Consider the following 15,797-nt stretch of genomic DNA (forward strand, 5'->3'; position numbering starts at 1 on the left):
CTGGTGTTCCCTGCGCCTCCGATGCCATCCGCCACGCGTTCCGCGCCGCGCCGTCTGTCTAGGTGAGTCCCGTAACGAAGTGATTGCTTTTCCGTGACTTTCTGATGTCTCTTGGTTCCGGTTTCCGGATAAATTTCCGTTAAGATCGAGACGTTCGACTCTGCGTCCCCGACATCTCCGGAAATCGAACTGGAAAATTGACGGGGCGGGCGCGAAGATGCCGCCTCAAACCTTAAGACCGGCACCGGGACCTTCCGGCCCGCGATGGTACTGTCCATCCGGTTCGTCCCCGCGCCGTCATGCTGTTCTCTGAATCGACCGGCTGGATTCCCGATGACCGATGCTCTTGTTCCTGTTTTCGACGGCCACAATGACACGCTGCTTCGCCTCGTCCTTGGCGAGGAGGGGCGCGACGCGCGGAGTTTCTTCGAGGAGGGCAAGAGTGGCCATATCGACTTGCCGCGCGCGCGGAAGGGCGGGCTCTGCGGGGGCCTCTTCGCCATGTTCACGCCGTCACGCATGTCGGACGATGGGTCTCTGGAACTGTCGCCGCGCGATCCTGCGAATTTCGCCCCGGTCTCGCGTGCGGTCGCCGAGCCCTTCACCCGGCGCATGATCGAGATGGCGAAGAGCGTTGAAGCCTTGTCCGGCGGGGCCGTGGTGATCGCCCGTTCGGTTGCCGAGGCGCGTCTGGCGATGGCGGACGGCAAGCTCGCGATCATCCTGCATATCGAGGGCGTCGAGTGCCTGAAGACCGACCTCTCCAACCTGCACGGTCTTTATCAGGCGGGTCTGAGGTCGCTCGGCCCGGTCTGGAGCCGGAAGAACGATTTCGGCGATGGCGTGCCGATGAATTTCCCGTCCTCGCCCGATACCGGTACCGGTCTGACCGATGCGGGACGCGACCTGATCCGTGCCTGCAACACCATGGGCATCATGGTCGATCTCTCGCATATCACGGAGAAGGGGTTCTGGGACGTCGCCCGGCTTTCGACCAAGCCGCTGGTGGCATCGCACTCGAACGTGCACGCGATCTGTCCCTCGCCGCGCAACCTTACCGACCGTCAGCTCGAGGCGATCCGGGCGAGCGGAGGCCTCGTCGGGATCAATTTCCATGTCGGGTTCCTGCGCCCCGACGGGCAGCAGAACGCGGCGACCGACCTCGACCAGGTGGTCGCGCACACGGACTATCTTCTGGAGAAGCTTGGCGAGGACGGTGTCGCGCTGGGCTCGGATTTCGACGGTTGCACCGTGCCGGATGCGATCGGCGACGCGGCAGGTCTGCCGCATCTCATCGACCGGTATCGTCTGGCGGGCTATGGCGAGGAACTGATCCGCAAGATCGCTGCGGAGAACTGGCTGTCGCTGCTGGAGCGGACCGGGATCTGAGCCCGGGAGCGAGACAGGATATCCCGGACCCCCGCGAAGGAGGTCCGGGATAGAAAGTCGGTCAGTCGACCTTCAGATTGGCGGCGAAAGAGCGGCCACGGCGGGAATCTTCTTCCAGCTCGTAGCTGATCTTGGTGCCATCCGGCAGGTCGGTCAGGCCGGCGGTCTGCAGCGCCGTGATGTGCACGAACACGTCGGATCCGCCATCGTCCGGCTTAATGAAGCCATAGCCTTTGGTGGTGTTGAACCACTTAACTGTTCCTGTCGGCATTTTCGTCTCCTTATCAAATCAATGCCATGACCCAAGCCGGTCCGGTGCCCCCGGATCGGCCGTGACCCGATCGCGAGGTTATGCGGCCTCGCGACGTTTAGAGGCCTTGCGGCGGAGGGGCGCTTCACCCCCGCCGTTCGGCTTTCCGTGATGTTGCTGCCGCTTCGGCTTGTCGCCGGACTTCTGCTGCTGTCCGCCGGATTTCTGGCCGGAAGGCGGTCCGCTGCGCCGCCGTCCGCGGCTCTTGCGGGAGCCGTTCGGACGATTGCCGCCGTCGTTTGCCGGACGCCGTTCCGGAGCCGTTCCGCCAACCACCTCGATGCGCTGGCCGGTCAGGCGCTCGATATCGAGCAGATAGGCGAATTCGTCCGGATCGCAGAGCGAGAGGGCGGCACCGTCGGTGCCGGCGCGCGCCGTGCGGCCGATGCGGTGCACGTAGCTTTCCGGCTCGTTCGGCAGTTCGAAATTGATCACGTGAGTCACGTCACTGACATCGATCCCGCGCGCGGCAATATCGGTCGCGACAAGGGCGCGCACGGCGCCCTGCTTGAACCGTTTCAGGGCCTTCTGACGGGCGCTCTGGGTCTTGTTGCCGTGCAGGGCTTCGGATTCGATACCTTCGGCGGTCAGCATCTTGGAGATGCGGTCCGCCTTATGCTTGGTCCGGGTGAAAATGATCACCTTGTTGTACTCGGGATTGCTCATCACCTTGAGAAGCACGCTCTTCTTGTTCGAGGCGGCCTCAACGTGATGAACGGTCTGGTGGATGCGCTCCACCGTCAGCTGCTCCGGCGTCACTTCGACACGGGCAGGGTCGTTCAGGAGAAACTGAGCCAGCTGCTCGACCTTCGGCGGCATGGTTGCCGAGAAGAGCAGGCTCTGCCGGGCCGACGGCACCAGCTGGGCAATCTTGCGCACATCATGGATAAAGCCCATGTCGAGCATCCGGTCGGCTTCGTCGAGCACCAGGTGCGAGACCCCGTCGAGGAGCACGCAGTTCTGCTGCACGAGATCGAGCAGGCGACCGGGAGTGGCGACGAGGATGTCCGTACCGCGGGCAAGCGCCGCGCGCTGCGGTCCGAAAGAGACGCCGCCGACGATGACGACCTGCTTCAAGCGCAGGTGCCGGGTATAGACCGCGATATTCTCGCCGATCTGAACCGCCAGTTCGCGGGTCGGGGCGAGGATCAGCACACGCACCGATTTCGGCGCGGGCTTGCGGCGGCCGGCCTTGTCGGCCTCCGCGAGCTGATTGAGGATCGGCAGCGAAAATGCGGCCGTCTTCCCGGTGCCCGTCTGCGCGATCGCGAGCAGGTCGCGGCGCTCGAGGAGCAGGGGGATAGATTGCTGTTGGATAGGGGTCGGGGTTTCGTATCCCGCTTCCTTCAGGGAACGCAGGATGGGCTCGCACAAGGCGAGCTCTGAAAAAGTCTGATAGGTCACAGAGTCATTGAGTCCATTACAACGGGGCGCTATCGGGTCCGGAAACCATAGACAGGGCTTCGTATTTGACCGTCTTCCACGCGCACCTGGAGCTAACGGAGTTTCATCCAATTGCGGCGTGACAGAAGGTCAACCATGCGGCAAACCGTCGCGCGATCACCCCGCGTCGCCAATAGGAGTGGTGGTTAATGCCCGAGAAGTCAAGGACTTGATTTCGCATGGCGGGGCTGCGCCGGACCGTTCACGGTTCCGTGAACGGGTCAGGCAGTGTTGAGGCTTTCGGCTTTCTGCTTCAGTTGAGCCTTCAGGATTTTGCCCGTAGCGGTTGCCGGAAGCGCCTCCAGGAAGACGTAGTGGCTCGGGCATTTGTAGGGCGCAAGGTTGGCCCGCATGTGACTTTCCAGGGCGGCCTTGTCGATGGATCGCCCGGCAATGGGTTGCACGAAGGCGACCACCTCCTCGTTGTCTCCGGCATTCCGTCCGACGACGGCCGAGAGGGCGATATCGGGATGCGCGGCGAGCACGCCTTCGACTTCAGCGGGGTAGACATTGAAGCCGGAACGGATGATCAGTTCCTTCAGGCGGCCGACGACATAGAGGTTTCCGTCCGCGTCCATCCGTCCGAGATCGCCGGTCTTGAACCATCCGTCGGAGGTCATCACCTTCGCGGTCTGTTCCGGGTCGCGATAATAACCTTTCATCACATTGGCGCCGCGCACCCAGATCTCCCCGACCTCTCCTGTCGCGCGTGGCAGTCCGCTTTCCTGATCGGCGATCCGGCACTCGACGCCGGGAAGCACCGGTCCGACGGTTTCGTCGGACGCCGGAGCCTCCATCCGTGTGGTGGTCACAGTCGGCGAGGTCTCCGTCAGCCCGTAGCCGTTATGCAGCGGCTGGTTCCACATTTTCTCCACCCGCTCCTTGATCGCGAGATCGAGCGGTGCGCCGCCGGCGGAGAGGTAGCGCAGGTTCGGTGCGGGCAGGGGCGCCCCGCGCTTGGCCGCGAGCTCCAGCAGATGCGCATACATCGCCGGCACGCCCTGGAAGATGGTCACACCGTCCTCTGCAAGCGCCCGTGCCGTCTCGACCGGAACGAAGCGCGAGACGGTGCGTAGGTGCCCGCCATGGGCGAGCGTGCCGAGAAACACCGAGGCGAGGCCGAAGACGTGGGAGGTCGGCAATACGCCGTAGGCGAGGTCACGCGGTCCGATCTTGCGGATGCTGCCGGACCCTTCCGCGATGAAGAGCAGGTTGTCGTGGGTCAGCATCACGCCCTTCGGCTGTCCCGTCGTACCGGAGGTATAGATCAGTGCCGCGACCTGGCTTCTGCCGTCCGCATCGAGAGGCTCGGGCATGGCATTTTCGTTCAGCGGCGCGATCTTCAGCTCTCCGACGGGGCCGATATCGAACGGCACGGCATCGGCGGCCTCTGCATGTGCGGCCGCATCGGGCGAGACGGCTGTCGTGTAGATCGTGGTCCGGGCGCCCGAATGCTCTGCGATCTTGCCGATCTCCGCACCGGTGAGGCGGGCATTGATGAGAACGGTCCAGGCGCCGAGGCGCGACAGCGCGAAGATCAGAACCTGCAGGGCGACGGAATTCTCGTTCACGAGAAGCACGCGGTCACCGCCCCTGACGCCGTAATCACGCAGCGCCCGCTCGGCGCGCTCGACCGCCGCTTTCAGTCCCTTGCCGTCGAGCGAGACGGTGTCGTCGCTGACCAGGATGCGGTCGGCCGCGTCCTCCGCCCTGCGATCCACGATCGCGTGCAGGTACGAGCCTTCGGGAAAGCTGCGTTCGAAAGTGCTGGTCATTCTCGGTCCGTTCGGATGCGGGTCTGGATGAGGGCCCGGTCAGGTCTCAGGGGTTGGCGGCGACGACACGGAAACCCTGGCCGCCCATGGTAAGCGTCTCGGCGAGATGCACGAGGCGCGGCCCGAGTTCCTCTTCAAGGAGTTCCTTGGAGAGAAGGAAGCGGGGGCCGCCGCAATTCAGCGCGAAGATCGCCGAACGGTCGGGCAGCAGAACCGGCGCTCCAACCGCATGCACGTCCTTGTGCCAGTCGGCGAGCGAGAGCGTGAAACCGCGTGTCGCAATATCCTCGACCGCCTGGTCGATGCCGTCCTTCAGCTTCGGGAACTTGTCCGGATCCTTGCGCCTGATGTGATCCATCAGATACTCGCGTTCGTCCTCTGGCAGCGCGGCGAGGAAGGCGCGGCCCATTGCTGTTTCGGCGATCGGAATGCGGGAGCCGACATCGAGGCGCAGCGTGAGCGCCCCGTCGCCACGGCAGGTCTCGAGATAGAGCATGGTCAGACGGTCGCGCGTGCCGAGAGAGATCGCCGCGTCGACATCGTTCGCCATTTCCTGCATCAGCGGACGGGCCCGCGCGCGGATATCGAGATTGGCGAGAAAGGAATATCCGAGGGACAGCACGCTCGGGCCGAGCTGATAGAGCCCGGTGCTTTCGTCGAAGGTCAGATAGCCGAGGGTTCGCAGCGTATGGGTCAGGCGAGAGACCGTCGGTTTCGGAAGTTTCGTGCGCTCGGCGAGATCCTGGTTGCCGAGCCCGCCGTCGCCCGGCTGGAACGCCCTCAGGATTTCGAGGCCTCGGGCGAGGGCGGTAACGAATTGGCGGTCTTTGCCGTCTTCAGTCAAATCGTTGTCTTGGGACATTGTGTCTGGTCGTTTCCTTTTTCTGTGCCGGGGACCCTCTTCCCGGCCCCGCCTCTCGACATGGGCGAGTTTCGGGAAATATGCCATGTCGGGCGCGAGCTGGTCAATTTGCGGAACGGAATTCCGCGTGTCGAAACTGACCTGTCCGTCCTCCGGTTCCCGCGCGCTGATCGCGCCGCCCTCGCGGCGATGTCATTTCGGGACGGGGGAAAGCTATACTAGCGTGCGCGCCGCATCCCTCCCGGAGAAAGTAACGGAGATCTTGTCGTGCTCTTGACGCGTCGTCTGACATTCCTCGCATTTCCCTTGCTGCTGGCGGCAGCTGTCGCCTCGTCCGTCGCACCGGCAAGGGCCGACTCGCCGGCGGCGGAATGGAGCCGCGTTCTGGACGCCGCAAAGGGGCAGACGGTTTACTGGAATGCCTGGGGTGGCGATCCGCGCATCAATGCCTACATCGCCTGGGCCGGGGAACAGGTATCGGAGCGCTACGGTGTCGAACTCGTTCATGTGAAGCTTACGGACACGGCGGAGGCTGTCGCCCGGGTGCTGGCGGAAAAATCAGCGGGCCGGAACGAGGGCGGCGCGATCGACCTCATCTGGATCAACGGCGAGAATTTCGCCGCGATGAAGCGGAACGGGCTGCTGCACGGACCGTGGATCGAGGCGCTGCCGAACCACAATTTGACCGACCCGGCGAACAGTCCCGATCTGGCGCTCGATTTCGGTGTGCCCGTGGAAGGTCTGGAAATGCCGTGGGCGCGGGCGCGTCTTGTTTTCTACCGCGATGAGGCGGTGCTCCCCGAGCCGCCGCGCAGCAGCGACGCCCTGCTGGCTTGGGCGAAGGCGAATCCGGGACGCTTTACCTATCCGCTGCCTCCGTCGTTTCTCGGCACGACCTTCCTCAAGCAGGTCCTTCTGGAGCGCGCGAGTTCCGTCGATGCGCTTTACCGTCCGGTTGCGGAGGGGGATTTCGCATCGGTCACCGCGCCGCTCTGGGATTATCTCGACGCGTTGCATCCCCATCTCTGGCGTCAGGCGCGGAGCTTCCCGGCCAATGCCGGCGCGATGCGCCGGCTGATGAGCGACGGCGAGATCGACATCGCCTTTGCCTTCAGCCAGTCGGAGGCGACCGCCGGAATCGAAAGTGGCGAGTTGCCCGAGACCGTCAGGAATTACGTGTTCGACGCGGGCACCATCGGCAATGTCAGTTTCCTCGCCATCCCGTTCAACGCGGCGCACCGGGACGGCGCGATGGTGCTGGCGAACTTTCTCCTCTCGCCCGAGGCGCAGCTGCGCAAGCAGGATCCCGAGCACTGGGGTTCGGCGACCGTGCTCGACCTGGAGGAACTGACCCCGGAACAGGCGAAGGCTTTCCGCGAAATGGATCTCGGACCGGCTGCCATTCCGGCGGATCGGCTCGGCGCCATGCTGGCGGAACCGCATCCGAGCTGGACCGACGCTCTTGAGGAGGAGTGGAACCGGCGCTACGCAGTACGGTGATTTCGACCGTTACCGTGCCGGTTTCATGCTGAGAGCCGCTCCCTATCTCGTTGCCGCCATTCTCGCGGGGCCCGTCGCCGCCGGAGCTCTCGGCGCGCTGGTTCCGTCCTTCGGCTTTCTGCCGGCGCTTGGCCACGATGCGTTCGGTCTCGCGGTCTGGCGGGATCTCCTGAGCTGGCCGGGGATTGGCGGCTCGGTTCTGCTGTCGTTTGCCTCGGGTATTGTGACGGCGGGTCTCTCGCTCGCTCTGGCGATGCTTTTTCTCGCGGTGTTCTTCGAGACCCGGGCCTTCATCTGGTTGCGTAAGGCGATCGCGCCGCTGCTTGCGGTCCCGCATGCTGCGGCGGCCTTTGCGCTCGCCTTCCTGATTGCGCCTTCCGGGTTTCTCGCCAGGCTCCTGTCGCCTTGGGCGACCGGCTGGCAGCGCCCGCCGGATCTGCTGATCGTCCAGGACGAACTCGGGCTTTCCCTGATGGCGGGGCTGGTGATGAAGGAGGTACCGTTCCTTCTGCTCGTGGCGCTGGCACCACTGGCGCAGATCCATGCGGTGGAGCGGATGCGGATGGCGCGGGCGCTCGGTTACGGACGGATCGCCGCCTGGTTCAAGACGGTGGTCCCGGCGCTCTATCCGCTCCTCCGTCTGCCTATCTATGCGGTGATCGCCTATTCCTCGGCCAATATCGACGTGGCGTTGATCCTCGGGCCGGTTTCGCCGCCGCCGCTCGCGGTTCAGGTGCTGCGCTGGTCCAACGATCCGGAACTCGACTATCGGCTCATCGCGGCTGCGGGGGCGGTTCTGCAGTTCGGCGTCACCGCCGCCGCCATCGCGCTCTGGGTCGCGGCCGAACGGATTTTGATCACACTCGGCCGCGGATGGATCGAATCCGGCAACCGCACTCTGGCGGAGCAGGGGCTGGGACTGCTCGGCCGCGTTCTGTTTCCGGCGCTTCTGCTCAGCGCGGGCCTCGGCATTCTCGCTCTCGGGCTGAGCGCTTTTGCCCGGGTCTGGCGTTTCCCCGATCCATTCCCGAGCCGTTGGACGCTCGAGCACTGGCAGAGCGTCGGCGATACGGCGTCCGGTCCGCTTGGCGCGACTATCTGGATCGCTCTGGCGGCAACCGGCCTCTCGCTTGCGCTGGTGCTTGCGATGCTTGAGAACGAGCGCCGGACCGGACGCCGGGCAGGCCGGGCGCTGGAGCTGGTCTTCTATTTGCCGCTCCTGGTGCCGCAGATCGGCTTTCTCTTTGGCCTGGTCCTGCTGGCGGAACTGATCGGGATCGCGCCGGGTGGCGGACTGGTGGCGGCGGGCCATGTGATTTTCGTGCTGCCCTATGTCTATCTGACGCTCTCCGAGTCCTACCGCCGCCTGGATCCGGCCTGGAGCCGGCTCGCCCGGACGCTGGGGCACTCCGAGAGCCGGGTCTTCTGGAAGGTGACGTTGCCGATGGTTTTCACTCCGACGCTCGCGGCCTTTGCGGTCGGTCTCGCGGTCAGCATCGGGCAGTATCTCGTGACCCGTCTGCTCGGGGCAGGACGGCTCGATACGGTCACGACCGAGGCGATCGCGCTGGCGGCCGGCGGTGACCGGAGGCTCATCGGGGCCTGGGCGCTGACCCAGGCCGTGCTTCCGGTCCTCGGCTTTGCCCTCGCGCTCGCGGCGCCGAGGCTGCTCTGGCGCCACCGGCGCGGCATGCTGGGAGCTGTGCAATGACGGGCGGGCTTGTCCTTGAGGGCGTCAGGATCGCGCTTGAAAACCGAGAATTGCTGACACTGGATAAGGCCGTTGCGCCGGGCGAGGTGCTGACCGTGATGGGGCCGTCCGGGTCCGGCAAATCGACCCTGTTGTCTTTCATTGCCGGTTTCCTGACGGCGCCTTTCCTGGCCACGGGGCGGGTGCTGCTCGACGGCGCCGACATCACGCACGCGCCGCCGGAGGCCCGTCACGTCGGTCTGCTGTTCCAGGATCCGATGCTTTTCCCGCATCTGAGCGTCGGCGGAAACCTGCTCTTCGGCATGCCTGCGGGACGGCCCGTGCGCAAGACCCGTGCGGCGGAGGCGCTTGCCCGTTTCGGCCTCGAAGGCTTTGCGGATCGGGACCCCGCGACGCTCTCGGGCGGCCAGGCGTCCCGCGCGGCACTGTTGCGGTTGCTGCTTTCGGAGCCGCGGGCCGCACTGCTGGACGAGCCGTTCTCGAAGCTCGACCGGCATCTGCGCGCCGATATCCGGAGTTTCACCTTCGAGAGGCTGCGCGAGGCGGGGTTGCCGACGATCCTTGTCACGCACGATGCCGAAGACGCGGAGGCGGCGGGCGGACCGGTCGTCGAACTCGCGCTGTAGCTTCCCGTCTTTATGCGCTTTCTTCTTTCTGCCGCAGGACAGACATCACGGTTCGGCTCTGGACCGGAAGCGGCCGGGAAGGCTATCCAGATCGAGGGCAGAGGAGGGAGACCACGCCATGACCGATCGCATGAACCGCCGCTGGCTTCTGGCATCACGTCCGGAGGGCGAGCCGAAAGCGTCGGATTTCCGCCTGGATCAGGTGGCCGTGCCGGAGCCCGGTCCCGGCGAGTTGCTTTTGCGGACGATCTATCTCTCTCTCGACCCTTACATGCGCGGCCGCATGAGCGACGCGAAGTCCTACGCCGCGCCGGTGCCGATCGGCGGTGTTCTGGAGGGCGAGACGGTCGCCGAGGTCGTGACTTCGAACCACCCCGACTACGCGGCGGGAGACTTTGTGCTCAACCGCATCGGTTGGCAGAGCTACGGAATCTCCGGCGGTGCCGGACTGCGCAAGCTCGATCCGAAGGCGGCGCCGATCTCGACCGCGCTCGGCGTGCTGGGCATGCCGGGGCTGACGGCCTATGCGGGGCTGAAGAACATCGGTCAGCCGAAAGCCGGCGAAACGGTGGTGGTCGCCGCCGCGTCTGGTCCGGTCGGTTCGGCGGTCGGACAGATCGCGAAGATTCGCGGCGCCCGCGCTGTCGGCATCGCCGGCGGTCCGGACAAATGCGCCTTCGTGAAGGACGAGCTCGGATTCGATGCGGTGGTGGATCATCGCGCGCCGGATTTCGCGGCCCAACTCGCCGCCGCCTGCCCGGACGGGATCGACGTCTATTTCGAGAATGTCAGCGGCAAGGTGTTCGACGCCGTCTTCCCCCTGTTCAACCAGTTTGCCCGTATGCCGGTCTGCGGGACGATCGCCTTCTATAACGCGACGAGCTTTCCCGAGATGGAGACCAAGGTTCCGCCGCTGATGCGGGCCGTGCTTACCAAGCGTCTGAGAATTCAAGGTTTTATCGTCTACGATTTCGCTTCCGACTATGCGAATTTCGCGCGCGACATGGCCGGCTGGATCGCCGACGGAAAAGTGAAATACCGCGAGGATATCGTCGAGGGGCTGGACGCGGCACCGGAAGCCTTCATCGGTCTCCTGAAGGGACGCAACTTCGGAAAGATGGTGGTCAAGGTCGGCGCCGACCCGACGACGTCTTAACGCTGCGGGATTTTCGCGTATTATTCGCTTGGGGAGAATAACGGCGTGTGGTGTTCGCCACCGCCCGCTTGTTCAGGAAAACTTAATATAAAATTGTAAGCATTGGCTTGCGATTTTTAGATCCGAACAAGGATTTCGATGTTCATGACTGACCGGACGAGGAAATTGCGTGCCGCTGCTCGCCGCAAGGCGGTTCGGTCGGTATGAATCCTTTCGTGACGCTTGCCCGAAGTCTGGCGCTCGGTCTCTTGCTCTGGACGTTTGCCTTCGGAGCCGAAGCGCAATACGCCGCGCCCGCGGCAGAGGACCGGACGCAAATCGAAGTGGCCTACGACGAGGCCTTCCGGTCCATGTTCAAGGATCCGGGCAATCTCGACAAGGCATTCACCTTCGCCCTGCTCGCCATCCGGATCGGAGATTACGAGGGTGCGATCGCAACCCTGGAACGGATGCTGCTGATCGATCCCGACCTGCCCCGGGTGAGAATGGAACTGGGGGTGCTCTATTTCCGCCTCAAGTCTTACCAGGTCGCCAAAGGCTATCTGGAGGAGGTGAGGGACGACCCGGCGGCGCCAGAGCTGGTCAAGGAACGGGTCGCTGAATTTCTTGACGCGATCGACGATCAGACCTCGCCGCACCGTTTCCGGGGTTCGGTCTTCGCCGGCATTCGCCATCAAAGCAACGCCAACGCCGGGCCGGCGAGCGGGAAGGTCCGCGTGCTCGGCCTCGACGCGGATCTCGACAGCCAGTTCACCAACCAGCCGGATGTCGACCAGTTCGTGTCCGTCCGGCTGCTGCATTACTACGATCTCGGCGTCGAACCGCGGGTCGAACTCGAAAACGAGCTTGTCGGCTACCTGTCGAACCAGACGACACAGGATCAGCTCGACACCTCGCTCCTGCAGTTCCGCTCCGGTCCGCGTTTTACGGTCGATCCCGATCTGATACGCGGCCTGGATCTCCGGCCGTTCCTGCGCGCCGACATCATCGATTTGGACGATCATCTCTATTACGTGTCCTACGGCGCCGGCCTCGACGGAAACTATGTCGTCAGTCCCGAGACGGGGCTCTATTTCGAGACCTTTCTGACGCACCGGAACTACAACGACACCGACGATTATCCGACGAACAAGGAAGAGCTGAACGGACCCCGCGGCTATTTCGGAGTGTCGGTCAGCCAGATCCTGACGCCGGACATGCGGCTCTCGGTCAATGGGTCGGTGACGCGCGACGAGGCGGATGCCGCCGGCCGGCGGAGCTGGCGGTACGAGGCGTCAGCGACTTTGACTCGGATCTTTGAATCCCCCATTCCGCAACACACGGGGCCCTGGAGCCTGTCGGCGACCGCCAAGGCCGCCTCCGTTCCCTATGACGCCCCGCTCGCCTCGATCGATCCCGACGTCACGCGGGAGGATACGGAGTGGCAGGTGCAGCTCATCGGCAGCGTGCGCCTCCGGGAGAACGTGTCCCTGGTCGCGAGCGGTCTCTACAAGCAGGTCGACTCGACTCTGACGAATTACGAATACGACAACTGGGCCTTCACAATGGGGTTGGCCGTCCAGTTTTGAGCGAGGAACATCACCGGCCCGCAAACCGCGGCGGGCGACAAGAGAGAGGTGGACACATGGCGAAGAACAGCCTTCTGAACGTGGCTCTCCGGACAACGGCCCTGACCGTGCTCGGCCTTGCGCTGGCGGGGCATGAAGCTGCTGCATCCAATCGCTCCATCGGCGTTGCCTCGGGCACGACGACCGAGGCTCTCGGCACGCCGCCGAACGAAGAGACGCGGGTGCTCTCCACCGGGACGACGATGTTCTTCGAGGAGAAGGTCTCCACCGACGAGAGCGGGCGCGCGCAACTCCTGTTCGAAGACGGCTCCTCGATGACCGTCGGGCCGAAATCGGATCTCGTGATCGACCGCTTCGTCTACGATCCGGATGCACGGTCCGGCGACATGGCGGTCAGCCTGACCAAGGGCATCGTCCGCTTCGTCGGCGGGCGGATCAGCAAGAAGCGCGCGGTGCAGTTCAAGACTCCGGTCGGCACGATGGGTATTCGCGGCGGCATCGCGGTGATCTCGGTCGAGCCCGCGGGCGGAATCGAGGTTGATTTCCTGTTCGGGCGCGAGATGACCCTCGAGGTCAACGGTACCATACAGACCACGACGACCCCGGGAACCTTCATTGCGGTTTCCGCTCCGGGTGCGGCGCCGTCCGAGCCGCAGAGGCGCACCCCGGAAGCCCTGAACCGGCGGCTTCAGGCCTTCGAGGCCGGAGCGACAGAGGTTGCCGCCGCGGACGACGCGACCCCGGAAAGCGCGGAACGCGATGCCGCACCGTCGCAAGGGCAGGCGCTCGGGCAGCGAGCGACGGAGCGGTCCGTTTCGACCGGGAACTCCGGACAGCAGCAGACGGCAGGCGCGAATGCCGGTACCCGGAGCGATCTGACGCGCGAGATCGATTCCGGTGCAGAACGGCTCGCGACCCAGGAGAGGCAGCAGCAACAGCAAGTCGCGGTTCGTGCCGAGGGTGTCACTGGCGTCCCGGTTGGCGAACGGCTGCGGCGCGATACGGAAAATCTCGATCTTCCTCCGCCGCGGCCCGAGCAGGACCGGCCGCAGGATTTCATAACCATCGCGCCGGCTCCGGCTCCGGAACCGGAACCGGCACCGGCACCGGTCGCGCCGACAGAGCCGGTGGCGCCGCCGCCTGTCGTCGTAGTGGAGACCCTGACGGATACGGGATCGACGCCCAGCCCGGTATCGTTTTCCCGTACCTATTCCGGGTTCGCGTTCCGCGGCGGCGCGAGTTTCTCGACGGTTGGAGCGGATACGACCAACTCGGTCTCGACACTCGGCAATCGCCGGTTTTCCTCGGCAACCGCCTCGGGTTCGGATCAGGGGGTCGGCGGTCAGGTCAACGCCTCGACCACGGCGGGTGCCTACAAGCTGTTCTATCCGGGGCCGACCACCTCCTCGCCGACCCAGCTCAGTGCCTGTCCCTCTTCCCTCGACTGCTCGACGCAGATCGCGGGGGTGACGCCGAGCAGCGTCGACGGTCCGATCAATCACACGGGCGATCCCGATTTCGTCTCCTATACGCTGAATGTCGACGGCCAGAAGGAGCTTGTCTTCTTCGGCAAGGCCTATACCGGTTCCGTTCCGACCGGAGCGACGACATACAAGCTGCTCCGCGATCCGTTCTTCACCGACAGCCTGCCATTCGCGCGGACGACGGTATCCGGGCTGGCATCGAACAAGGAACCGGCGGGCACGATCTACTGGAGCAGCACGGCGACGGAGAAACCCTTCGTTTCCAGCTCGTTCGAATATGACGCCTCGGGCGGCACCTCGATCGGCAGTGTGGTGATCGGGCGCGTCAATGTCGGCGGCTCGACAGAACATGTGTCCGGCTTCGCCTACGGCATGGCGGACAATGCGGGCACGGCCGCACCGCAATTCTACAAGGGCGGCGCCTTCAGCGCCGACGACGGCAGCGGCAAGGATTTCTTCGGTTCCGGCGGCCCGAACTATTTCGTTCTCAGTACCATCGAGGATGCCGACACCTCGAACAGCGTCCCGGCCGGAATGGTCGACAAGACCGGGGCCGGAACGACCTATTATCCGGTCACGACGGTCCAGAAGACCGGAACGGTGACGGTCTCCGGCAGCGACCGGACGTTTCCGAGCAATACCGTGACCGGATTCACCGCCGGGGCAGGGACCGTTGCGGGAACGCCTGAGGCGTTCCGGACGACCACAGCCGCCGGCAATACGAGCCTCCTGACGGTGTCGTCCTCGGCGGATACCGTCGATGTGTCCGTAGCCGTGACGGGCAGCGGCGGGACCACGATCACCTCGACCACTAGCGGCTCTATCTCGGCCTACATCTCAGACAAAACCTTTGCCTCGCAGATGACGGGAGGAACGATCTCAGCCGGTGCCGAGGCGAATATCGAAGGCGTCTTCGCGACTCACGGCAGCAACTCCGCGTCGTTCAACCTCTGCTCCTCCTGCCAGTTCCTGAAATGGGGCTACTGGGGCCTTCGGATGAGCGACCAGAATGCGACCCTGCATATGGCGTCCTGGGTTGCGGGCGTGGCGACAACCGTCGGAACCCTCAGCGGGGTGACGAGCGGTTCGGCGACTTATACGGGAAATGTCATCGGCACGGTGATCGACACCGGTGCGACGGCCCTGAAGACCGGGACATTCTCAGCGCAGCTCGATTTTTCCGCGAGCAATGCCAACGTCACGCTGAACAGCTTCGCATTCGACGGCAACACATTCACCGGAAGTGGATCCGTCGATACGACGATTAACACCGGCTCGACGAACGCCTTCAGTCTGACGGACAGTTCGAGTGTTGCAGGTAAGACCTTGGACATGCGCGGTGCTTTATTTGGCACCGACAGCACGAACCCTCCGCCGGAATTGGGCGGTGATTTTCGCATTACCGGCACCGGATACACTGCCGCAGGCGTGTTCGGCGGAAAGAAATAGACGGCCCCGTCACGCCGGGAATTGACAGTGTCTCCGCGAAACCGGACGGTGATGGCAACAGGGTGCTGTGACCGGGGCGGGGGCATGTCGGAACAAGCGAAAGTCGATCCTTATCTGGGTAAACCGTGGGAGCATCCCGAGCGGAACCGGCCGATGGTCCGCGTGCGCGGGCTGGTGAAGCGGTTCGGCCTGTTCGAGGCTGTTTCCGGTGTCGATCTGGACGTCTACAAGGGCGAGATCTTCTCACTGCTCGGAGGCTCCGGCTGCGGCAAGACCACGCTGCTGCGCATGCTCTCGGGGCTCGAGACGCCGAGCGAGGGCACGGTCGAGATCGACGGCGAGGATGTGACGGATCAGCCGCCCTACGACCGCCCCGTTAACATGATGTTCCAGAGCTACGCGCTGTTCCCGCACATGACCGTGGAAGGCAATGTCGCCTTTGGGCTGAAGCGGGATGGCGTGCGCGGGTCGGAACTTTCCGACCGGGTGGCGAACGCCCTGGCGCAGCTCGAACTGACCGATTT

Annotated in this window: 13 protein-coding genes; 8 read left to right on the forward strand and 5 right to left on the reverse strand. The window is 64.4% G+C overall.

From position 1 onward, the window contains the following. On the reverse strand, positions 1-278 hold a 278-nt coding region (locus JJ959_RS20705; protein ID WP_292888230.1), incomplete at its 3' end, for a hypothetical protein. Between the two features lie 55 nt (positions 279-333). Here JJ959_RS20705 and JJ959_RS20710 point away from each other — a divergent pair. Continuing rightward, positions 334-1,389, forward strand: coding sequence for a dipeptidase (locus JJ959_RS20710; RefSeq protein ID WP_292888233.1), 1,056 nt, complete (start codon positions 334-336; stop codon positions 1,387-1,389). A 61-nt stretch (positions 1,390-1,450) separates the two neighbouring features. Here JJ959_RS20710 and JJ959_RS20715 read toward each other — a convergent pair whose 3' ends face one another. The 4 genes from JJ959_RS20715 to JJ959_RS20730 form a co-directional block, all read right to left on the reverse strand. Beyond that, positions 1,451-1,660 carry a cold-shock protein gene (locus JJ959_RS20715; protein ID WP_193179698.1) on the reverse strand — a complete coding sequence of 70 codons (210 nt, stop codon included), beginning with the start codon at positions 1,658-1,660 and terminating at the stop codon, positions 1,451-1,453. A 78-nt stretch (positions 1,661-1,738) separates the two neighbouring features. Further along, positions 1,739-3,073: a DEAD/DEAH box helicase gene (locus JJ959_RS20720; RefSeq protein WP_292888236.1), complete on the reverse strand. Its 1,335-nt coding sequence runs from the start codon at positions 3,071-3,073 to the stop codon at positions 1,739-1,741. 290 nt (positions 3,074-3,363) lie between these two features. Further along, positions 3,364-4,917, reverse strand: coding sequence for an AMP-binding protein (locus JJ959_RS20725; RefSeq protein ID WP_292888239.1), 1,554 nt, complete (start codon positions 4,915-4,917; stop codon positions 3,364-3,366). 46 nt (positions 4,918-4,963) lie between these two features. Continuing rightward, positions 4,964-5,761 carry an IclR family transcriptional regulator gene (locus JJ959_RS20730; RefSeq protein ID WP_292888242.1) on the reverse strand — a complete coding sequence of 266 codons (798 nt, stop codon included), beginning with the start codon at positions 5,759-5,761 and terminating at the stop codon, positions 4,964-4,966. Between the two features lie 285 nt (positions 5,762-6,046). On the opposite strand from JJ959_RS20730, the gene JJ959_RS20735 reads away from it, so the two are divergent. The 7 genes from JJ959_RS20735 to JJ959_RS20765 all read left to right on the forward strand — a co-directional run. Further along, positions 6,047-7,279, forward strand: a complete 1,233-nt coding sequence (locus JJ959_RS20735) for an ABC transporter substrate-binding protein (RefSeq protein WP_292888245.1) — start codon at positions 6,047-6,049, stop codon at positions 7,277-7,279. After that, entirely contained in the window at positions 7,242-8,990 is a 1,749-nt protein-coding gene (locus tag JJ959_RS20740) for an ABC transporter permease subunit (RefSeq protein ID WP_292888248.1), read from the forward strand. The genes JJ959_RS20735 and JJ959_RS20740 overlap by 38 nt, the downstream gene beginning before the upstream one ends. Continuing rightward, positions 8,987-9,616 (forward strand): ATP-binding cassette domain-containing protein, encoded by a 630-nt coding sequence (locus JJ959_RS20745; RefSeq protein ID WP_292888251.1) that lies wholly within the window; start codon positions 8,987-8,989, stop codon positions 9,614-9,616. The genes JJ959_RS20740 and JJ959_RS20745 overlap by 4 nt, the downstream gene beginning before the upstream one ends. A gap of 118 nt (positions 9,617-9,734) precedes the next feature. Then, complete coding sequence (locus JJ959_RS20750; RefSeq protein ID WP_292888254.1) at positions 9,735-10,772, forward strand: NADP-dependent oxidoreductase; 1,038 nt, start codon at positions 9,735-9,737, stop codon at positions 10,770-10,772. 203 nt (positions 10,773-10,975) lie between these two features. After that, a complete protein-coding gene (locus tag JJ959_RS20755; protein ID WP_292888257.1) occupies positions 10,976-12,340 on the forward strand; it encodes a tetratricopeptide repeat protein in 1,365 nt (454 codons plus the stop codon). A gap of 56 nt (positions 12,341-12,396) precedes the next feature. Next, on the forward strand, positions 12,397-15,273 hold the full coding sequence (locus JJ959_RS20760) for a FecR domain-containing protein (protein WP_292888260.1): 2,877 nt from the start codon (positions 12,397-12,399) through the stop codon (positions 15,271-15,273). 84 nt (positions 15,274-15,357) lie between these two features. Continuing rightward, positions 15,358-15,797: ABC transporter ATP-binding protein (locus JJ959_RS20765; protein ID WP_292888263.1), on the forward strand; the 440-nt coding region annotated here is incomplete at its 3' end.

Source organism: Nisaea sp., assembly GCF_017640745.1.
In the GTDB taxonomy this organism is placed as follows: Bacteria; Pseudomonadota; Alphaproteobacteria; order Thalassobaculales; family Thalassobaculaceae; genus Nisaea.